Genomic DNA, 19,967 nt, shown 5'->3' with positions numbered 1-19,967 from the left:
AGGCCACCTCCAGCCCCCCGACGCTTGAGGCTCAGAGCCCGGGGCGGAAACCCAGACCACCTCCAGCCCCCGACCCTTGAAGCGCAGGGCCCGGGGCGAAACCCCAGGCCACCTCCAGCCCCCCGACGCTTGAGGCTCAGGATCCGGGCGAAACCCCAGGCCAACTCCAGCCTCGCCGGCGTTTGAGGCGCGGGGTCTGGGGCGGAGCCCCAGGACGGCGGGCGGAGCCCGGCGGTGGGGGCCGGGGGCGGAGTCCCCGGTTTCGGGAAGGGGCGGGGTGGGGGAACTCAGCCCGCGGCGACGGGGGCCGCGTCGGCACCCGGCTCCGGATCGGCCGGGCCGACCGGAGGCCCGCCCGGCGCCGGAAGGTGCGCGGCGGCGGCAGAGTCGGCCGGAGTCGCGGGGGCGACCGGGGCGGCCCCGGGGTGCGGGGCGGCGGCACGGGGGCCTCGGCCGGGGAGGCGTGGGGCCGGGCGCCGCGCCCACACGCCCGAGGCCCTGGCGCCGAGCCAGAGCAGGAAGGCCGTCGGCAGGAAGACCGCATCGGCGGCGATCATCGCCATCGAGAAGAACGGCAGCCCCATCAGCACCGCGATCCCGACATGCTCCAGCATCATCGCCACGAGCAGCACGTTCTTCACCCGCCGGTTGGACAGCGTGAACGGGAACGCGACCTGCACCACCACCGTCCCGTACGACAGCAGCAGCACCACCGTCCCGCTGGCCCCCAGCAACCCCGACAGCTCCGGCCAGGGCGAGAAGTAGTCCAGGTGCAGCGGGTAGTACAGCGCCGTCCCGTCCTGCCAGCGGGACCCCTGGATCTTGTACCAGCCGGCCGTGGCGTAGATCAGGCAGACCTCCGCCATGATCACCAGCAGCCCCGCGTTGTGCACGATGTTGCCGAAGACGTCGAACAGCGCCCGCGCCTCGCCCCGTGCCCCGCCCCGCGCGTCCGCGTCCACGTCCGCGTCGTACCGGTTCCCGCGGTCCACCGCCCACCACAGGCCCTGTACGGCCCACAGCAGCCCCAGCACCGCCAGCCACCCGAGGCCGAGCCGGCCCGCGGCCGCCGCCCCGAACAGCACCCCGCCCAGCAGCACCCACAGCACGGGGCCCACCCGGTCGCGGTCCGGGGCGGCCCCGGACCGCGCCGCCCGGCGGGCGTCCAGCGACCACACCTGGGCGCACCGCGTCAGTACGAGGTAGAGCGCGACCAGGTGCACGACGTTGTCCCCGCCGTCCCCCATGAACACGCTGCGGTTCTGGATCGAGAGCACCCCGACCATGAACAGCGCCGACGTCGCACGCGTGCGCCACCCCACCAGCAGCAACGCGCTGGAGAGCACCGCCACCGCGTAGACCAGCTCGAACCAGAGCGTGCTGTCGCTCCACAGCAGCACGGTGAACGCGTCGTTGCCCGCCACCAGCCGCTGCGCCAGCTCGAAGCTCCAGGGCCCGTCCGGCCCGTACAGCTCGCGGCGGTGCGGGAACTCCCGCAGCAGGAAGAGCAGCCAGGTGGCGGCGAAGCCGATGCGCACCACGGCGCTCTGGTACGGGCCCAGGGCCCGCCCGGTGACCTGACCGACCACCCCCGCCAGCCGGGCCCGCAACCGGCCCCGCAGCGCCTTGGAGGCCCCCACCGCGACCACCGGGCTCACGGGCCCGGCCGACGCCGAAGGATCAACCGGGGCCGAGGGCCCGACCGGGGCCGACGGCTCCACCGCGTCCACGCCGCTCACGAAGCCGCCCCCTCGCGCTCGCCCGCGACCGCCCGCTGCGCCGGCCCGGTGAGGTCGGCCTCCGTCACGCCCCACCAGGGCAGCTCCCGGTAGTAGACCTGCGTGTCCGTGGCCTCGTTGCTGTACGGCGGCGCGGCCACCGACCGGGTGGCCGACCGCAGCTGGATCCGCTCGACCCCGCCGACGCGCGGGCGCTCGTACAGCCGCTGCAGCGCGATCCGCCGCAGGTAGGCCTCGGCGAGCCGGCCGCGCTCGCCGGTGGCGCGGTTCTGGTCGTCGTGGGAGCCGGTGAAGAAGTCCCAGGCCCGGCGGAGCTCGTTCTGCTGGACGTGGCTCGGCACCGGGTTGTGCCGTATGCCGGCGCCGTCCTCGGCGGACAGGTCCCGCCAGCCGGTCGTGACCCGCTCGCCGCTGGGGGTGCGCAGCTCGGCGCGGACCTGGACGGCGATGTTCTGCTGGAGGGGGTTCGGGGCGAACAGCTTCCAGTTCTGCTCGAACTCGGGGTAGATCCAGTCGTCGACGACCTCGCGGTGCGCCTTGCTGACCGTGTTCTCGGGCGCGACGTGCAGGAACACCATCGCCAGGTGCCAGCACGCGGCGACCGCCACGGTTCCGAGGGCCAGGGCCGCAGCCACCCGCGCGGGCCGGGACAGCCCGGCTATCCCCGCGGCCCGCGGCACGTCGGCGGGGGCCCCGCACTCGTACGAATCCATCCCGCCCCGCTCCTCGGCCGTCCACAGAGCCATCCACAGAGGTTGACACCCTACGGGCCCCCGTCTCACCATTGAAGAGGATGAACCGAACGATCGGTCGGTCGGGACCCGGACAGGGGAGCCAGGATGGTTGCAGTGACCCAGGACGCGGCGGCGGGGCAGGTGCCCGACCCCGCGCTCGTGGCCGCGTTCGAAGCCGCCGTCGCGGCCGACGAGCGCGTCGAGCCCCGAGACTGGATGCCGGACGAGTACCGCGCGTCGCTGGTGCGCCAGATGGCCCAGCACGCCCACTCGGAGATCATCGGCATGCAGCCGGAGGCCAACTGGATCACCCGCGCGCCCTCGCTGCGCCGCAAGGCGATCCTGATGGCGAAGGTCCAGGACGAGGCCGGGCACGGGCTGTACCTGTACAGCGCCGCCGAGACCCTCGGCACCAGCCGCGACGAGCTGCTCGACAAGCTCCACGCGGGCAGGCAGAAGTACTCCTCGATCTTCAACTACCCCACCTTGACCTGGGCCGACGTCGGCGCCATCGGCTGGCTCGTGGACGGCGCGGCGATCACCAACCAGGTGCCGATCTGCCGCTGCTCGTACGGGCCGTACGCGCGCGCCATGGTCCGCATCTGCAAGGAGGAGTCCTTCCACCAGCGCCAGGGCTTCGAGCTGCTGCTGGCCCTGTCCCAGGGCACCGAGGAGCAGCACGCGATGGCCCAGGACGCGGTGAACCGCTGGTGGTGGCCCTCGCTGATGATGTTCGGCCCGCCGGACGACGAGTCGGTCCACAGCGCGCAGGCGATGGCCTGGAAGATCAAGCGGCACTCGAACGACGAGCTGCGCCAGCGCTTCGTCGACATCGCCGTCCCGCAGGCGGAGGCCCTGGGCCTGACCCTGCCGGACCCGGACCTGAAGTGGAACGAGGAGCGCGGCCACCACGACTTCGGCGCCATCGACTGGGCCGAGTTCTGGGACGTCCTCAAGGGCAACGGCCCCTGCAACGAGCAGCGCCTGAACCAGCGCCGCCGGGCGCACGAGGAAGGCGCCTGGGTGCGCGAGGCCGCCGCGGCCTACGCCGCCAAGCACCAAGACCAGCAGCACCAGAACCAGGAGGCACGGGCATGACGCAGAACTGGCCGCTGTGGGAGGTGTTCGTGCGCTCGCGCCGCGGACTGTCCCACACCCACGCCGGGAGCCTGCACGCTCCGGACGCCGAGATGGCGCTGCGCAACGCCCGCGACCTGTACACGCGGCGCAACGAGGGCGTCTCGATCTGGGTCGTGCCCTCCTCGGCCGTGACCGCCTCCTCGCCGGACGAGCGCGACCCGTTCTTCGCGCCGTCCGCCGACAAGCCGTACCGCCACCCCACCTTCTACGAGGTCCCGGACGGGGTGAAGAACCTGTGACCGCCACCGCGCCGAAGGGCACCACCGGCACCACCGGGACCCCGGGCACCACCGACGCCGCCGCCGCGCTGGCACTGGGCGACGACGCCCTCGTCCTGGCCCAGCGGCTCGGCGAGTGGGCCGGCCACGCACCCGTCCTGGAGGAGGAGGTGGCCCTGGCGAACATCGCCCTGGACCTCCTCGGCCAGGCCCGCGTGCTGCTCTCGATGGTGGGGGACGAGGACGAGCTGGCGTACCTGCGCGAGGAGCGGCAGTTCCGCAACCTCCAGCTGGTCGAGCAGCCGAACGGCGACTTCGCGCAGACGATCGCCCGCCAGCTGTACTTCTCGCTCTACCAGCACCTGCTGTACGAGGAGCTGGCCGCCGGCGACTCCGCGTTCGCCCCGCTCGCGGCCAAGGCCGTCAAGGAGACCGCCTACCACCGCGACCACGCGGTCCAGTGGACGCTGCGCCTGGGCGACGGCACGCAGGAGAGCCGGGAGCGCATGCGCCGCGGCCTGGACGCGCTGTGGCGCTTCACCGGCGAGCCGTTCCGGCCGGTCGAGGGCCTGGACCTGGACTGGTCCGGTCTCGAGACCCGCTGGCTGGCGGCCGTGACCGAGGTCCTGGAGCGGGCCGGGCTCGAGCTGCCGCAGGGCCCGCGCACCGGCGCCTGGCGGGCCGGGGCCGGCCGGCAGGGCCTGCACACCGAGTCGTTCGGGCGGATGCTCGCGGAGATGCAGCACCTGCACCGCAGCCACCCCGGAGCGTCGTGGTGACCGGCTCCGCCGCGGACACCACGCCCACCCGGCTCGAGGAGGAGCTGGCCGCGCTGGCCGGCTCCGTCCCCGACCCGGAGCTGCCCGTGCTCTCCCTCACGGAGCTGGGCGTGCTGCGGGGCGTGCGGATGCTGGAGAGCGGGGCGGTCGAGGTCGCCCTCACCCCCACCTACACCGGCTGCCCGGCGATCGAGGCGATGGCCGCCGACATCGAGCGGGTGCTGCACGAGCACGGCATACCCGAGGTGTCGGTGCACACCGTGCTCTCCCCGGCCTGGTCCACCGACGACATCAGTGCCGAAGGGCGGCGCAAGCTCGCCGAGTTCGGCATCGCCCCGCCCCGGCCGCACACGGCCGAGGGGCCGGTGCCGGTCACGCTGTCGGTGCGCTGCCCGCACTGCGGCTCCACCGACACCGAGCTGCTCAGCCGCTTCTCGTCCACGGCCTGCAAGGCGCTGCGGCGCTGCGTCTCCTGCCGCGAACCGTTCGACCACTTCAAGGAGCTGTAGATGGCCGCAGGTGCCACCCCCTCCCCCCGCCACGGCGCGTTCCATTCCCTGCGGGTGTCGGCGGTCGAGCGGCTCACCGACGACGCGGTGGCCCTGACCCTGGACGTCCCGGCGGAGCTGCGCGAGGACTACCGCTTCACCCCCGGTCAGCACCTGGCGATGCGCCGGATCACGGCCGAGGGCGGGGAGGTCCGGCGCACGTACTCGATCTGCTCGCCCGCGCCGCGCGCCGGTGCCGGCCCGGAGCGGCTGACGGTGGGCGTGCGACTGGTGGAGGGCGGCGAGTTCTCCACGTACGCGCACAAGGAGATCGCCGCGGGCGACGTGCTGGACGTGATGGTCCCGGCCGGGCGGTTCACGCTGGAACCGGCCGGCTCGGCGGGGCACTACGCGGCGATCGTGGGCGGCAGCGGGATCACCCCGGTCCTCTCCATCGCCTCGTCCCTGCTGGCGGAGCGGCCGGACGCGCGCTTCTGCCTGGTGCGCAGCGACCGTACGGCGGCCTCGACGATGTTCCTGGAGGAGGTGGCGGACCTCAAGGACCGCTACCCGGACCGCTTCCAGCTGGTGACCGTGCTCTCCCGCGAGGAGCAGGACGCCGGGCTGGACTCGGGCCGGCTGGACCAGGAGCGGCTGGCCGGGCTGCTGCCCGCGCTGCTGCCGGTGGACGAGGTGGCGGGCTGGTTCCTGTGCGGGCCGTTCGGGCTGGTGCAGGGTGCCGAGCAGGCGCTGCGCGGGCTGGATGTGGACCGCTCCCGGATCCACGAGGAGATCTTCCACGTCGACGAGGCCCCGCGGGCGGCGGTCCGGGCGGACGCCCCGTCGGACAGCCGCGTCACCGCCCGCCTCGACGGGCGGGCCGGCACCTGGCCGGTGCAGGACGGCGAGACGCTGCTGGACACCGTGCTGCGCAACCGCGGCGACGCGCCGTACGCGTGCAAGGGCGGGGTCTGCGGCACCTGCCGGGCGTTCCTGGTGCGCGGTGAGGTGCGGATGGACCGCAACTTCGCGCTGGAGGAGGAGGAGACGGAGGCCGGCTTCGTGCTCGCCTGCCAGTCCCACCCGCTGACGGACGAGGTCGAGCTGGACTTCGACCGCTGACACCGACCCGGTACGGGGTCTGTCCTTCCACCAGAACCTGTTCTATCTTGACGCACCGTCAGATAGAACAGGTTCTGTTCTTGTGCGCGGCGGAGCACCAGCGGTGGCGGAACGCCGCGCCGGCGCGGCCGAACATCGCGACACCGGGCGTCGGGAGGACGGGAAGACCATGGACTTCACCTTCACCGAGGAGCAGCAGGCCGCCGTCGAGGCGGCCCGGGCCGTCTTCGCCGACGTGGCCCCCGACGCGGTGCCCAGCCCCGCGCTCACTCCGGGGGCCGTGGCCGACGACTTCGACCGCGTGCTGTGGGCGCAGCTCGCCGCCTCCGACCTGCTGAGCCTGCTGCTCGCCCCCGAGCACGGCGGCGCCGGGCTCGACACGGTCGCGCTGTGCCTGGTGCTGCGGGAGTCGGCGAAGGTACTGGCCCGGGTGCCGCTGCTGGAGCACTGCGCCACCGCGGTGACCCTCCAGCGGTACGGGAGCCCCGAGCTGACCGAGCTGCTGCCGCGGGCCGGCCGCGGCGGGCTGGTGCTCACCGTCGCCGCCCAGGGCCGCACCGGGCACGATCCGGCCGAACTCGCCGTCACCGCCCGCCGCGACGGCTCCGACTGGCTGCTGGACGGCGTCCAGACCGCCGTCCCCTGGGCCCACACCGCGGACCACATCGCCGTCCCGGCGCACACCGGCGGGGGCGACGCGGTGATCGCCCTCGTCCCCCGCGGCGCCGAAGGCCTGCACCTGGCGGAGCAGTACTCCACGAACGGCGAACGCCTGGCGGAGCTCCGGCTGGACGGCGTCCGCGTCCCTGCCACACACCTGATCGAGGCGCCCGAGGCCTGGGCGGGCCTGCACCTGCTGCTCGCCACCGGCACCTGCGCCCTGGCCCTGGGCCTCGGCACCGGCGTCCTCGCCATGACCAGCGCGTACACCGGCAAGCGGGAGCAGTTCGGGCACCCGGTGGCCACGTTCCAGGCGGTGGCCGTGCAGGCCGCCGACCGCTACATCGACCTGCGCGCCATGGAGGTCACCCTCTGGCAGGCCGCCTGGCGGCTCGACACCGCCGGCACGGGCGGACCGCTGCCGGCCGCGGGCGACGTCGCGGTCGCCAAGATCTGGGCCTCCGACGGCGTGCGCCGGGTCGTCCAGACCGCCCAGCACCTGCACGGCGGCTTCGGCGCGGACACCGACTACCCCCTGCACCGTTTCCACGCATGGGCCAAGCACCTGGAACTCTCGCTCGGCCCGGCCGCCGCCCACGAGGAGGCCCTCGGCGACCTCCTGGCCGCCCACCCCCTCACCTGACCGCGGAGCGCGGCGGTGCGGGGCGCCCGTCAGAGCACGTAGGCGTCGGTACCCGTGTCGGCGGCCATGGGGCGGCCGGCGGCGTTCCAGGCGAGCATGCCGCCGTCGACGTTCACCGCGTCGATCCCCTGCTGGAGCAGGTACTGGGTCACCTGGGCGGAGCGGCCGCCGACCCGGCACATGACGTACGCCCGACGGCCGTCCTCGACGGCCTCGGTGACCTCACCGAAGCGGGCGACGAACTCGCTCATCGGGACGTGCAGCGCGCCCTCGACGTGACCGGCCGTCCACTCGTCGTCCTCGCGGACGTCCAGGACCAGCCCGTCGGTCGGCACACCGGCGACGTCCACCGAAGGAAGCGGACCAAAGTTCATAGCGATTCTTCTCTCACTGCCGTTGAAACGTCTGAAGTTAGCCGACCAGGGCGGCCAGCTCGGCCTCACGCGCGGCGACCTGGGCCAGCAGCTGCTCGGCGATCTCGTTGAGGAGGGCGTCCGGGTCGTCGGGCGCCATGCGGAGCATCGCGCCGATGGCGCTCTCCTCCAGCTCGCCGGCCACCGCGGTGAGCAGCTCCTTGCGCTGGGCCAGCCACTCCAGCCGGGCGTAGAGCTCCTCGCTCTCCGACAGCACCGGCTCCGCGGGCGCCGGCCCGGCCGCCCACTCGCTGGACAGGGTGCGCAGCTCGTCCGCGTCCCCGCGCCCGTAGGCGGCGTTGACCCGGGCGATGAACGCGTCCCGGCGCTGCCGCTCCGGCTCGTCCTGGGCCAGGTCGGGGTGCGCCTGCCGGACCAGCTCGCGGTACAGCTTGCGCACCTCCTCGGTGGGCCGCACCCGCTCCGGCGGGCGCACCGGCTGCTCGGTGAGCATCGCCCCGGCCGCGTCCGAGAGCCCGTCCGGGCCGAGCCAGTCGTGGAACAGCTCCTCCACGCCCGGCATGGGCATCACCAGCGCCCGCAGGTCCCGCGCCCGGCGCAGGTCCTCCGGGTCCCCGGTCCTGGCGGCCGTGGCCTCGGCGATCTGCGCGTCGAGCTCGTCGAGCCGCGAGTACATCGGGCCGAGCTTCTGGTGGTGCAGCCGGGAGAAGTTCTCGACCTCCACCCGGAAGGTCTCCACCGCGATCTCGAACTCGATCAGCGCCTGCTCGGCGGCACGCACGGCGCGTGCCAGCCGCGCCTCCGGCCGCTCGCTGTCCTCGGGCGTGGGCTGCCCTGCTTCTTCCTGGCTCACCCGGCCAGCCTACGGCCCGGCGGCGCCTTCACCACCGTCCTGCGGCAACCCTCACACTTCGCCCCCGCCACGTGCTCAGACACCCTCCTCGGCGGCCGTGCGACCCGTACGGATCGCGGTGACCAGGTCGGCGTGGTCCGCCTCGGTGCGGTCCGCGTAGGCCACGGCGAAGGTGCCGATCGCCTCGTCCAGCTCGTCGTTCTTCCCGCAGTACCCCGCGATGACCCGCGGGTCGGCACTGTGGGCGTGCGCGCGGGCCAGCAGGGCGCCCGTCATGCGGCCGTAGTCGTCCAGCTGGTCCGCGGTGAGCGCGGCCGGGTCCACGCTGCCCTTGCGGTTGCGGAACTGGCGCACCTGATAGGGCCGGCCCTCCACCGTCGTCCAGCCCAGCAGGATGTCGCTGACCACCTGCATCCGCTTCTGCCCGGCCACCACCCGGTGCCCCTCGTGGTCCACGGGGCCGGTCTCGAAGCCCACCGCCCGCAGGTGCGGTATCAGCACCGAGGGCCTGGCCTCCTTCACCTGGAGCACCAGCGGCTCCCCGCGGTGGTCGAGCAGCAGCACCACGTAGGAGCGGGTGCCCACGCTGCCGGTGCCGACCACGCGGAAGGCCACGTCGTGGATCGCGTACCGGGCCAGCAGCGGCAGCCGGTCCGGGCCCAGGGTCTCCACGTACGCGCCGAGGGAGGCCGCCACCGCGGCCGCCTCCGCGTCCCCGACCCGGCGCAGCACCGGCAGCGCGTCGACGAACCGGCGGCCGCCCTCGGGCGCCGGCTCCGTGGCCTTGGCCGCGAACCGGGCGCTGGTGTTGTTGCGGGCCTTCTCGGCCACCCGCTCCAGCGTGCCCAGCAGGTCGCGGGCGTCGGTGTGCGAGACCAGCTCCTCGTCCGCGATCGCGTTCCACGAGTCCAGCGCCGGCAGCTTCGCCAGCAGCCGCATCGTGCGCCGGTAGGCGCCCACCGCGTCCACGGCGGCCGCCCGGCAGGCGTCCTCGCCGGCGCCCGCCACCCGGCCGGCCAGCACCAGGGAGGCCGCCAGCCGCTTCAGGTCCCACTCCCACGGGCCGTACACGGTCTCGTCGAAGTCGTTGAGGTCGATCACCAGGCTGCCGCGGGCGTCCCCGTACAGGCCGAAGTTCGCCGCGTGCGCGTCACCGCAGATCTGCGCGCCCACTCCGGTGACCGGAGCCCCCTCCAGGTCGTGCGCCATCAGCCCGGCGGCGCCGCGCAGGAAGGCGAACGGGGAGGCGGCCATCCGCCCGACCCGTATCGGCGTCAGCTCCGGGACCCGTCCGCGGTTGGACTCCTCCACCGCGCGCACCGCGTCGGGCCGGTCCGCCACCGGCAGCAGCTCCGCGTGCGCCGACCGCGGCACCCGCTCCCGCAGCGCCCTGCCCTGCGCCCGCGGCGAACCCTGCGCCGCCCGCACGCCGAACCCGGCCACCGCCGGAATCCGCTCCGGTCCGCCGGTCGCCCCGCCGGATCCCTCGTACTGCTCGTCCATCACCGGTCCCCCGCCTGTCCCACGGGCCCGCCCCCAGGGCGCGCACCAACATCAACCGCGACAGACCGTACCGCCGCCCGACCACCGCGTCTCCCCCCTGTGGACAACTCCCGTCCTGTGGAAAACCCCTGGCCAGCGCCGCGGGCGGGCGCAGGCCCCGCCGTCCGCCCCGCCACCCCGCCCGACGAAGAAGTTGTATTCTGCAACTCATGAGCCAGGACCACGGCCCCCGGGCGGCCGAGCCGGCCGACCCGGCCGGGCCGACCGCCCCCGACACCGTCGAAGTCATCGAGCGCGAGCTCACCGCCTTCGCCCGGCGCGCCCGGGCGGCCGCCCAGCGCCTCCACCCCGAGCTGCCGCTGGTCTCGTACACCCTGCTGGCGCACATCGAGGAGCAGCAGGGCTGCAGCGCCTCCGACCTGGCCGCCCACTACCTGCTCGACAAGTCGACGGTCAGCCGGCAGCTGGCCTCCCTGCTCGGGCTCGGCCTCGTCGAGCGCCGCACCTCCCCGGACGACCACCGGGTCCTGGTGCTGCACCCCACCCCGGCCGGCACCGAGCTGCTGGCCGCCGCGCACCGGCGCCGCCGGGACGCCTACGAGGAACGCCTCGCCGACTGGCCGGCCGAGGACCTGGAGCGCTTCGCCGGCTACCTGCTGCGCTACAACGACGCCTGACCGGCCGCCCCACGCCCCGGCGTCCCGCGGGCCGCCGCGGCCGCGGCCGTGCGGACCTACAGCCCGGCGTCCCGCGCCAGCAGCGCCGCCTGCACCCGGTTCTCGCACCCCAGCTTCGCCAGGATCCGGCTCACGTACGTCTTCACGGTCGCCTCGCTCATGTGCAGCCGCCGCCCCGCGTCCGCGTTCGACAGCCCCTCGCCCAGCAGCGCCAGCACCCCGCGCTCGCGCTCGCTCAGCTCCGCCACCCGCCGCCGGGCGTCCTCGCCGCGCGCCGCGACCCGCCCCGCGCCGCCGCCGGCGGCGAGCTGGTCCACCACGTGCCGCGTCGCGGCCGGCGAGAGGTACGCGTCCCCGGCCGCCGCCGCCCGCACGGCGCCGATCAGCTCCGCCGGCGCCGAGTCCTTGAGCAGGAACCCGGCCCCGCCCTCGCCCAGCGCCCGCAGCACGTTGTCCTTCTCCCCGAAGGTCGTCAGGACCAGCGACCGGGCGGCCGGCACGGCGCGGCGCAGCTCGCCGAGCGCCGTCAGCCCGTCCATGACCGGCATCTGGATGTCGAGCAGCACCACGTCCGGCACGTGGGCCCGGGCCAGCTCCACGGCCTCGCGGCCGTTCGCCGCCTCCGCGACCACCTCGATGCCCGGGTCGGAGGTGAGGATCATCCTGATCCCGGCCCGGATCAGCGGCTCGTCGTCGGCGATGAGCACGCGCACCCCGCGACCGCCCTGGCTCCCCTGACTCACGTCCACCTACCGCTTGACCTCGTAGGACTGCTTCTCGATCAGCTTGCCGTCCTTGAAGCAGAACCGGAACACCGGCTCCGCGTCGGTCAGGCCGCCCGCGCCCTCCGACGACATGAGGACCAGGCACGACGCCCCGGCGGGCCGCGGCGGCCCGCTCTTGCCGAGGCCGGACGTCAGCACCGTGTCGCCGCTGGGCAGCCTCGCGCGTACGTCCGACTCGGCCTCGCCCACGCGCACCGAGTCGTACGCCTCCCGGTCGGCCATCCCCTTGGAGACCGACCCCATCAGGAACATCATCGAGACGACCGCCGCGACGACCAGCAGCACCAGCGCCGCCACCATGATCCCGCAGCCCAGCGCCACCCCGCGGAAGCGCCCGCGGCGCCCCAGCTCGCGGTCCACGGCGGCCCAGTCCATGGGCGCGCCCTTGACGAGCACCCCGGAGGCCTGCTGCCCGAAGTCGTCGGCGGCTCCCGCCACCACCCCGGGGCGCACCGCCCAGGGGTCCCGCACCCCGGCCGCGTCCGCCGCGTACGCCCCCGCCTGCTCCGTCCCGTACGGCAGCACGCCCGCGACCCGGAAGCCCCCGCCCTCCGTGGCCCCGGCGTGCACCATGCCGCCGACCAGCCGGGCCCGCTCGCGCAGGCCCGTCAGCCCCTGCCCGCCGCTGACCACGTCGCCGGGCGTCGGCCCGGCCGCCGGGCCGTTGGCGATCTCCACGACCAGGGAGTCGTCCTCGTACCGCAGCTCGACCGCGATGGCGGCGCCCGGCGCGTGCTTGTACGCGTTCGTCAGCGCCTCCTGCACGATCCGGTACGCGGCGTGGTCGCAGGCCGACGCCAGCGGCCGGGCCGCCCCCGAGGAGGTCAGGGCCACGTCCGTACCGGCGGCCCGGGCCGCCTCGACCACACCCGCGATGCCCGCCACCCCGCGCGCGGCCGCCTGCACCTCGTCCTGCGGCGGCGCCTCGACGCCGTCGCGCAGGATCCCGACCACCTCGCGCAGTTCGTGCATGGCGGCCACGGAGGCCCCGCGCAGCACGCCGACCGCCTCTCGCTGACGATCCGTCAGCTCGGGGTCGACCTCCAGCGCCCCCGTGTGGACGGAGATCAGGGCGAGCTGGTGGCCGAGGCTGTCGTGCATGTCCTGGGCGATCCGCTGCCGTTCGCGCAGCCGCGCCTGGCCGGCGACCATCTCGCGCTCGCGCAGCAGCTGCACGTTGCGCTCCTGGAGGGCGTGCAGCAGGGTCCGGCGCTGGGCCCAGTACCGGCTGGTGAGACCGGGGATCACCACGGTCGCGAGGTAGAGCAGCGTGGAGAAGAGCACCAGCAGCAACGGCCGCTGCTCCGACCACTCGTTGACGATCGCGATCGCGACGCCCAGCACGTACGCCAGCGTGAACGCGGCCAGCGCCCGCCCCACCCCGACGATCCGGCGGCCCGCGGACCAGCCCGCCACGATGGTCACCGGCCCCATGCCGACCACGACCGCACCGAGGGCCGCCGAGACCACCAGCACGGCGGCGGGCAGCCGTCGCCGCAGCAACGAGAGCAATGCCACACCCGCGGCCACCGCGAGCTGCCGCTGCCACGAGGAGCCGGTCAGGTCCTCCAGACCGGCGGCCAGCAGCACCAGTACGCCCGCCAGCACGCACTCGCCCGCGGTCCGGCGCCGTGACCAGGGCTCGGCCCCCTTCAGCCAGGTCCCGCCGTCCCGGAGCTTCGACTTCACATCCACGCCCCGACCCTAGGAGCCCGCCCCGGCCGGCGGCCGCTCTCTTTCGTCTCGCCCCGTCCGACGAAAGTCGCCCCGGACACCCGCACTTGCGCGCCGTGCACGCAGCGCACACGAAGAAACCCCCCAGACCGGAGTCCGGGGGGTTTCCCACTGTGGGCGAGGGGGGATTTGAACCCCCACGTCCCGAAGGACACTGGCACCTGAAGCCAGCGCGTCTGCCGTTCCGCCACTCGCCCGAGTAGCTACCTGAGGTCTTTCCCTTTCGGGCCGTTCCCCTGGCGACATCGGAACATTAGCACGTCGGACGGGGTGGAATCACATCGCTTTCCCCGGGACCCGGATCGGCCGCCGGGGGACCCTCCCCGGAGGTCCGTCCCCACGGTCCGTCCCCACCGTCGGTCCCGGGTGCGGGACACTGTCCCCGGCCCCCCTCTACGATCCCTTGTGAGGACTGACACTCATCTGCGGGGCGGCCAAGGGGAACCAGCCGATTTCCCTACGCGTGGATACGATCAGTAAGCAGTACAGGGCGACAGCGACGGAGGAGGTGCCCGATGGGAGTTCTGAAGCGGTTCGAGCAGCGACTCGAAGGTCTGGTGAACGGCACCTTCGCCAAGGTGTTCAAGTCCGAGGTCCAGCCGGTCGAGATCGCTGGCGCGCTGCAGCGCGAGTGCGACAACAACGCCACCATCTGGAACCGCGAGCGGACCGTCGTCCCCAACGACTTCATCGTGGAGCTCAGCGCGGGCGACTACGAGCGCCTGAGCCCGTACTCCGGCCAGCTCGGCGACGAGCTCGCGGGCCTCGTCCGCGACTACGCCAAGCAGCAGCGCTACAGCTTCATGGGCCCCATCAAGGTCCACCTCGAGAAGGCCGACGACCTGGACACCGGCCTGTACCGGGTCCGCAGCCGCACCCTCGCGTCGAGCACCTCCCAGGCCGACCAGGGCCGGACCGGCCACGGGGACCCGCGCGGCGGCGCCCCCGCCGGCCCCGCCCAGGGCGGCTACGGCTACCCGCCGGCCGGCGCCCCTCCCATGCCGGCGTCGCCGCCCCCGGGCGCGACGCCACGGCGGCCCGGGCCCGGCGGCGGTCCGGCGCCCGCGACCGGCGGCGGCCAGGTCCGCCGCTGGATCGAGATCAACGGCACCCGCCACCAGATCTCCCGCCCGACGCTGGTGCTGGGCCGCAGCACCGAAGCCGACGTGCGGATCGACGACCCCGGCGTCTCGCGCCGGCACTGCGAGATCCGGACCGGAACGCCCTCGACGATCCAGGATCTCGGGTCCACCAACGGCATCGTGGTGGACGGGCAGCACACCACCCGCGCTACGCTCCGCGACGGCTCGCGGATCGTCGTGGGCAGCACCACCATCATTTACCGGCAAGCCGAAGGGTGAAGCGGGGGCAATGTCAGAGCTGACCCTGACGGTCATGCGGTTGGGTTTCCTGGCCGTTCTGTGGCTGTTCGTGATCGTGGCCGTCCAGGTCATCAGGAGCGACCTGTTCGGTACGCGCGTCACGCAGCGCGGTGCGCGCCGCGGCGGCGGCGCCGAGGCGCGCGCCCAGGCGCAGGCCGCTGCCGGCGGTGGCGGCCGGCCGCAGCCCCCGCAGCAGCGCCAGCGCCGCGGAGGGCCCACCAAGCTGGTCGTCTCCGAGGGCACCCTCACCGGCACCACGGTCGCGCTGCAGGGCCAGACCATTACCCTGGGCCGCGCCCACGACTCGACGATCGTGCTGGACGACGACTACGCGTCGAGCCGGCACGCGCGGATCTACCCCGACCGAGACGGCAACTGGATCGTCGAGGACCTGGGGTCCACCAACGGCACGTACCTCGACCGGGCCCGGCTCACCGTCGCGACACCCATCCCGCTGGGTGCCCCGATCCGCATCGGCAAGACCGTCATCGAGCTGCGGAAGTAGTACGACAATGAGCGAGCGGAGCGAGCGAGCCGCGGCGGTCCCCGAAGCGGACCCGAGCGCGCTCCCGACCGGAGGGTGGGCAGAGTGGCTCGAGACCGGTTGTACCCGGAGCCGACGGGCGAGGTGCGCATGAGTCTTTCTCTGCGGTTCGCCGCCGGATCGCACAAGGGCATGATCCGCGAGGGCAACGAGGACTCCGGTTACGCCGGCCCGCGCCTGCTCGCCATCGCCGACGGCATGGGCGGCCAGGCCGCCGGTGAGGTCGCCAGCTCCGAGGTGATCTCCACCCTCGTCCAGCTCGACGACGACATCCCCGGCTCCGACATCCTGACCCAGCTCGGTGTGGCCGTGCAGCGCGCCAACGACCAGCTGCGCGTCATGGTCGAGGAGGACCCGCAGCTGGAGGGCATGGGCACCACGCTCACCGCGCTCCTGTGGACGGGCCAGCGGCTCGGCCTGGTGCACGTCGGCGACAGCCGCGCGTACCTGCTGCGCGACGGCGTGCTGACCCAGATCACGCAGGACCACACCTGGGTGCAGCGGCTCGTCGACGAGGGCCGCATCACCGAGGAGGAGGCCACCACCCACCCGCAGCGCTCCCTGCTGATGCGCGCGCTGGGCAGCGGCGACCACGTCGAGCCCGACCTCTCCATCCGCGAGGTGCGGGCCGGCGACCGGTACCTGGTGTGCTCCGACGGCCTGTCCGGCGTCGTCTCCCACCAGACCCTGGAGGAGACCCTCGCGGGCTACCACGGCCCGCAGGAGACCGTCGGGGAACTGATCCAGCTCGCCCTGCGCGGCGGCGGCCCCGACAACATCACCTGCATCGTCGCGGACGTCCTGGACAACGACAGCGGCGACACCCTGGCCGCCCAGTTCAACGACAGCCCGGTCGTGGTCGGCGCGGTGGCCGAGAAGCCGCACCACCTCTTCGACGGCGGCGCCATGCAGACCCCGGCCGGCCGTGCCGCCGGCCTCGGCCGCCAGGCGCCCCCGCCGGCCCCGGGCCACTTCGGCCCGCCCGGGTCGGGCGAGGCGCCCGCCTACGGCGCGCCGCCGGAGCAGTACGGCTCCTTCGGCGAGTACGGCGACGCCGACGGCTACGAGGACGAGTTCAAGCCCCGCCGGGGCGGCCGGAAGTGGCTCAAGAGGTCCTTCTTCCTGCTGCTGGCGCTCGGCGTGGTCGGCGGCGGCCTCTACGGCGGCTGGCGCTGGACCCAGACGCAGTACTACGTGGGCGTCAAGGACGACCACGTGGCGCTGTACCGGGGCATCAGCCAGGACCTGGCCTGGATCAAGCTCTCGAAGGTCGACAAGGACCACCCCGAGATCGAACTCAAGTACCTGCCGGACTTCAAGCGCAAGCAGGTCGAGGCCACGATCAACGAGGGCGACCGCGCCAAGGCCGTCGCGAAGATCGAGGGTCTGGCCGTGCAGGCCTCCGCGTGCCGCAAGGCCGAGGAGCGCGACAAGGCCGAGAAGACCACCAAGCCGCCGGCCGCCACCACCGGCAGCGGCACGCAGACCCAGAAGACGCCCGCGCCGACCCCCGGTCCCACCTTCACCGAGGAAGAGCAGAAGCTGGTCGACCAGTGCGGCAAGCAGTAGAGCCAAGCGGGCGCAGGGGGCCTGCCACACCATGAGCGTTGTCACCAACACGACCACCATCGGGGCCATCGAGCTGCCGAGCCGGCGCAACACCGAGCTCGTGCTCCTCGGCCTCGCCGTGGCCATCCCGATCTTCGCCTACGCCAACGCGGGGCTGGCCATCCACGGCAAGCTGCCGCCCGGCATGATCGCGTACGGCCTGGGCCTCGGCCTCCTGGCGGGCATCGCGCACGTCGTGGTGCGCCGCTACGCGAAGTACGCCGACCCGCTGCTGCTGCCGCTGGCCACGCTGCTCAACGGCCTGGGCCTGGTGCTGATCTGGCGCCTGGACCAGTCCGAGCGGCTGCAGAACCTCGCCAAGCGGTCCTGGGGCGCGTTCTCCCCCGCCGCGCCCAACCAGCTCTTCTTCACGGCGATCGGCATCACGCTGTTCGTCGGCGTGCTGCTGATCATGAAGGACCACCGCACGCTGCAGCGGTTCACGTACATCTCGATGGCCGTGGCGCTGGTGCTGCTGATCCTGCCGATGGTCCCGGGTCTGGGAGCGGACGTCTTCGGCGCCAAGATCTGGATCTCGGTGGGCGGCTTCTCCATCCAGCCCGGTGAGTTCGCGAAGATCGTCATCGCGGTGTTCTTCGCCGGCTACCTGATGGTGAAGCGGGACGCGCTCGCCCTGGCCAGCCGCCGCTTCATGGGCCTCTACCTGCCGCGCGGCCGCGACCTGGGCCCGATCCTGATGATCTGGGCGATGAGCCTGCTCATCCTGATCTTCGAGACCGACCTCGGTACCTCGCTGCTGTTCTTCGGCATGTTCGTGGTCATGCTCTACGTGGCCACCGAGCGGACCAGCTGGATCGTCATCGGCCTGCTGATGTCGGCCGGCGGTGCGGTGGCCGTGGCCAACTTCTCCTCCCACGTCGGGGCGCGCGTCAACGCCTTCCTCGACCCCTTCTCCTGCTTCAAGACGTCCGGCGCCTGCGAGCAGGTCGGCAACGCCCTGATGTCCTTCGGCTCGGGCGGCGTGCTGGGCACCGGCTGGGGCCAGGGCCACTCGGACCTGATCCTGTTCGCCGCCAACTCCGACTTCATCTTCACCACCGTCGGCGAGGAGCTCGGGCTCGCCGGTGTGATGGCGTTCCTGATGCTGTACGCGCTGATCGTCGAGCGGGGCGCGCGCACCGCCCTGGCCTCGCGCGACCCCTTCGGCAAGCTCTTCGCGATCGGCCTGACGGGTGCCTTCGCGATCCAGATCTTCGTCGTGGCCGGCGGCGTCATGGGCCTGATCCCGCTGACCGGTATGACCATGCCGTTCCTGGCCTCCGGCGGCTCCTCGGTCATCGCGAACTGGGCCCTGATCGGCATCCTGATCCGCATCAGCGACACCGCCCGCCGGCCGGCCCCGATGCCGGCCTCCTCGACCGACTCCGAGCTGACCCAGGTGGTGCGGCCCTCGTGAACAAGCCCCTCCGCCGCATCGCGATCTTCTGCGGGCTGCTGATCCTCACGCTGCTGCTGCGCGCCAACTGGCTGCAGTACGTCCAGGCCGAGGAGCTCGCCACCCGCAAGGAGAACCGCCGGGTCCAGATCGCCCAGTACGCCTCCGAGCGCGGCAACATCATCGTCGGCGACAAGGCGATCACCGGCTCGGCCGTCACCGACGGCAGCGACTACAAGTACAAGCGCACCTACGTCGACGGCCCGATGTGGGCCCCCGTCACCGGCTTCGCCTCCCAGGCCTTCGGCTCCACGCAGCTGGAGTCGCTGGAGGACGGCATCCTCACCGGCAACGACGACCGGCTGTTCTTCGACCGGACGATCGGGATGTTCACGGGTGAGAAGAAGGCCGGCGGCAACGTCCGCACGACCCTGAACCGGGCCGCGCAGGTGGCCGCCTACAAGGGCCTGGGCAAGAAGACCGGCGCGGTCGCGGCCATCGACCCGCGCACGGGCGCGATCCTGGCCCTGGTCAGCACCCCCTCGTACGACCCCTCCTCCTTCGCGGGCAACTCGAAGAAGGACGAGAAGGCGTGGGTGGAGCTGAAGGACGGCAAGGAGAAGGCGCTGGTCAACCGCGCCCTGCGCGAGACCTACCCGCCCGGTTCGACGTTCAAGGTGGTCACCTCGGCGGCAGCCCTGGAGCACGGCGTCATCACCGACGTCGAGGCCCCGACGGACACCCCCGAGCCGTTCAACCTGCCCACCACGCGCACGCCCATGGTCAACCACGCCCACGGGTGCGAGAAGGCCAGCCTGAAGCACGCGCTGGAGATCTCCTGCAACTCCGTGTTCGCGAACGTGGCCGACAAGGTGGGCCGCGACAAGATGCTGGAGACCGCGGAGAAGTTCGGCTTCAACAACGGCAAGATCGACACCCCGGTCCGCGCCTACGCGAGCGTCTACGACAAGGAGATGGACCGGCCGAGCAACTCGCTCTCCGCGATCGGCCAGTACAACACCGCCGCCACCCCGCTGCAGATGGCGATGGTCGCGGCCGCCGTGGCGAACGACGGCAAGCTGATGAAGCCGTACATGGTCGACGAGCTGACCGCGCCGAACCTGGACGTCCTGGAGAAGACCGAGCCGGAGGAGATGAGCCGGCCGCTGTCCCCGGAGAACGCCCAGAAGCTCCAGGACATGATGGTCTCCGTCGTCGAGAACGGCACCGGCAAGGTCGCCAAGATCGACGGCGTCTCGGTCGGCGGCAAGACGGGTACCGCGCAGCACGGCGAGCGCAACTCGAAGCGGCCGTACGCCTGGTTCATCTCGTACGCCAAGACGGACAAGGGCTCCCCGGTCGCGGTCGCCGTGGTCGTCGAGGACGCCGGTGCGTCGGTCGACCGCGAGGACATCACGGGTGGCGGCCTGGCCGGTCCGATCGCCAGGGACGTCATGGAGGCGGTACTCAAGAGCCAGGGGTGACGAAAGTCACCTACTGGGCAAGTCTGGTGAGGACGGTACCGGTCGGGTATCAGGATGCCGCAGGGCGATCCAGACCCGGCCCGGGCCGGTAGCCTTTGCCCGAA

General features: G+C 73.2%; 19 protein-coding genes and 1 tRNA gene. 12 read left to right on the top strand and 8 right to left on the bottom strand.

Translation table 11 applies throughout. The features are described from left to right. Positions 1-287 precede the first annotated feature (287 nt). Together ACIQCH_RS05475 and ACIQCH_RS05470 are read right to left on the bottom strand one after the other, a co-directional pair. Complete coding sequence (locus ACIQCH_RS05475) at positions 288-1,658, bottom strand: HTTM domain-containing protein (protein WP_402578169.1); 1,371 nt, start codon at positions 1,656-1,658, stop codon at positions 288-290. A gap of 77 nt (positions 1,659-1,735) precedes the next feature. Then, positions 1,736-2,485, bottom strand: coding sequence for a DUF5819 family protein (locus ACIQCH_RS05470; RefSeq protein WP_402578167.1), 750 nt, complete (start codon positions 2,483-2,485; stop codon positions 1,736-1,738). A 93-nt stretch (positions 2,486-2,578) separates the two neighbouring features. On the opposite strand from ACIQCH_RS05470, the gene paaA reads away from it, so the two are divergent. The 6 genes from paaA (at position 2,579) to ACIQCH_RS05440 (ending at position 7,523) form a co-directional block, all read left to right on the top strand. Then, on the top strand, positions 2,579-3,571 hold the full coding sequence (gene paaA, locus ACIQCH_RS05465) for a 1,2-phenylacetyl-CoA epoxidase subunit PaaA (RefSeq protein WP_402578165.1): 993 nt from the start codon (positions 2,579-2,581) through the stop codon (positions 3,569-3,571). Next, the gene (gene paaB / locus ACIQCH_RS05460) at positions 3,568-3,852 is read left to right on the top strand and encodes a 1,2-phenylacetyl-CoA epoxidase subunit PaaB (RefSeq protein WP_030193240.1); all 285 of its coding nucleotides are present in this window, start codon (positions 3,568-3,570) and stop codon (positions 3,850-3,852) included. The genes paaA and paaB overlap by 4 nt, the downstream gene beginning before the upstream one ends. Beyond that, entirely contained in the window at positions 3,849-4,610 is a 762-nt protein-coding gene (gene paaC, locus ACIQCH_RS05455; protein WP_402578162.1) for a 1,2-phenylacetyl-CoA epoxidase subunit PaaC, read from the top strand. Before paaB ends, paaC begins: the two co-directional genes overlap by 4 nt. After that, positions 4,607-5,119: a 1,2-phenylacetyl-CoA epoxidase subunit PaaD gene (paaD, locus tag ACIQCH_RS05450; RefSeq protein ID WP_402578160.1), complete on the top strand. Its 513-nt coding sequence runs from the start codon at positions 4,607-4,609 to the stop codon at positions 5,117-5,119. The genes paaC and paaD overlap by 4 nt, the downstream gene beginning before the upstream one ends. Then, positions 5,120-6,220, top strand: a complete 1,101-nt coding sequence (locus tag ACIQCH_RS05445) for a 2Fe-2S iron-sulfur cluster-binding protein (protein ID WP_402578158.1) — start codon at positions 5,120-5,122, stop codon at positions 6,218-6,220. Between the two features lie 169 nt (positions 6,221-6,389). Then, the gene (locus tag ACIQCH_RS05440) at positions 6,390-7,523 is read left to right on the top strand and encodes an acyl-CoA dehydrogenase family protein (protein WP_402578293.1); all 1,134 of its coding nucleotides are present in this window, start codon (positions 6,390-6,392) and stop codon (positions 7,521-7,523) included. Positions 7,524-7,552: 29 nt separating this feature from the next. Here the strand turns inward: ACIQCH_RS05440 and ACIQCH_RS05435 are convergent, their stop codons facing one another. The 3 genes from ACIQCH_RS05435 to ACIQCH_RS05425 all read right to left on the bottom strand — a co-directional run bounded on the left by ACIQCH_RS05435 (position 7,553) and on the right by ACIQCH_RS05425 (position 10,253). Beyond that, complete coding sequence (locus ACIQCH_RS05435) at positions 7,553-7,897, bottom strand: rhodanese-like domain-containing protein (RefSeq protein WP_402578156.1); 345 nt, start codon at positions 7,895-7,897, stop codon at positions 7,553-7,555. 37 nt (positions 7,898-7,934) lie between these two features. Further along, a complete protein-coding gene (locus tag ACIQCH_RS05430; RefSeq protein WP_402578155.1) occupies positions 7,935-8,750 on the bottom strand; it encodes a hypothetical protein in 816 nt (271 codons plus the stop codon). A gap of 75 nt (positions 8,751-8,825) precedes the next feature. After that, a complete protein-coding gene (locus tag ACIQCH_RS05425; protein ID WP_402578154.1) occupies positions 8,826-10,253 on the bottom strand; it encodes a DUF2252 domain-containing protein in 1,428 nt (475 codons plus the stop codon). A gap of 209 nt (positions 10,254-10,462) precedes the next feature. Between ACIQCH_RS05425 and ACIQCH_RS05420 the strand changes: the two genes are divergently transcribed. Then, positions 10,463-10,930: a MarR family winged helix-turn-helix transcriptional regulator gene (locus ACIQCH_RS05420; protein ID WP_402578152.1), complete on the top strand. Its 468-nt coding sequence runs from the start codon at positions 10,463-10,465 to the stop codon at positions 10,928-10,930. Positions 10,931-10,986: 56 nt separating this feature from the next. On the opposite strand, the gene ACIQCH_RS05415 is transcribed toward ACIQCH_RS05420, so the two are convergent. The 3 genes from ACIQCH_RS05415 to ACIQCH_RS05405 all read right to left on the bottom strand — a co-directional run bounded on the left by ACIQCH_RS05415 (position 10,987) and on the right by ACIQCH_RS05405 (position 13,646). Continuing rightward, positions 10,987-11,673: a response regulator gene (locus ACIQCH_RS05415; protein ID WP_402578150.1), complete on the bottom strand. Its 687-nt coding sequence runs from the start codon at positions 11,671-11,673 to the stop codon at positions 10,987-10,989. A 6-nt stretch (positions 11,674-11,679) separates the two neighbouring features. Next, complete coding sequence (locus tag ACIQCH_RS05410) at positions 11,680-13,410, bottom strand: sensor histidine kinase (protein WP_402578148.1); 1,731 nt, start codon at positions 13,408-13,410, stop codon at positions 11,680-11,682. 153 nt (positions 13,411-13,563) lie between these two features. Then, positions 13,564-13,646, bottom strand: a tRNA-Leu gene (locus tag ACIQCH_RS05405). Positions 13,647-13,964: 318 nt separating this feature from the next. Between ACIQCH_RS05405 and ACIQCH_RS05400 the strand changes: the two genes are divergently transcribed. The 5 genes from ACIQCH_RS05400 (at position 13,965) to ACIQCH_RS05380 (ending at position 19,863) form a co-directional block, all read left to right on the top strand. Continuing rightward, a complete protein-coding gene (locus ACIQCH_RS05400; protein ID WP_402578146.1) occupies positions 13,965-14,810 on the top strand; it encodes an FhaA domain-containing protein in 846 nt (281 codons plus the stop codon). 10 nt (positions 14,811-14,820) lie between these two features. Next, positions 14,821-15,336 (top strand): FHA domain-containing protein, encoded by a 516-nt coding sequence (locus ACIQCH_RS05395; RefSeq protein WP_402578144.1) that lies wholly within the window; start codon positions 14,821-14,823, stop codon positions 15,334-15,336. Between the two features lie 129 nt (positions 15,337-15,465). Continuing rightward, positions 15,466-16,944, top strand: a complete 1,479-nt coding sequence (locus tag ACIQCH_RS05390; protein ID WP_402578142.1) for a PP2C family protein-serine/threonine phosphatase — start codon at positions 15,466-15,468, stop codon at positions 16,942-16,944. Between the two features lie 31 nt (positions 16,945-16,975). After that, positions 16,976-18,400: an FtsW/RodA/SpoVE family cell cycle protein gene (locus ACIQCH_RS05385; RefSeq protein ID WP_402578140.1), complete on the top strand. Its 1,425-nt coding sequence runs from the start codon at positions 16,976-16,978 to the stop codon at positions 18,398-18,400. Continuing rightward, positions 18,397-19,863: a penicillin-binding transpeptidase domain-containing protein gene (locus ACIQCH_RS05380; RefSeq protein WP_402578138.1), complete on the top strand. Its 1,467-nt coding sequence runs from the start codon at positions 18,397-18,399 to the stop codon at positions 19,861-19,863. Before ACIQCH_RS05385 ends, ACIQCH_RS05380 begins: the two co-directional genes overlap by 4 nt. The last annotated feature ends 104 nt before the right edge of the window (positions 19,864-19,967 follow it).

It is taken from the genome of Streptomyces sp. NPDC093225, assembly GCF_044753805.1.
Taxonomy (GTDB): Bacteria; Actinomycetota; Actinomycetes; order Streptomycetales; family Streptomycetaceae; genus Streptomyces.
The sequence above is the reverse complement of the archived record's forward strand: the minus strand, read 5'-3'. Positions and strand labels throughout refer to the sequence as shown.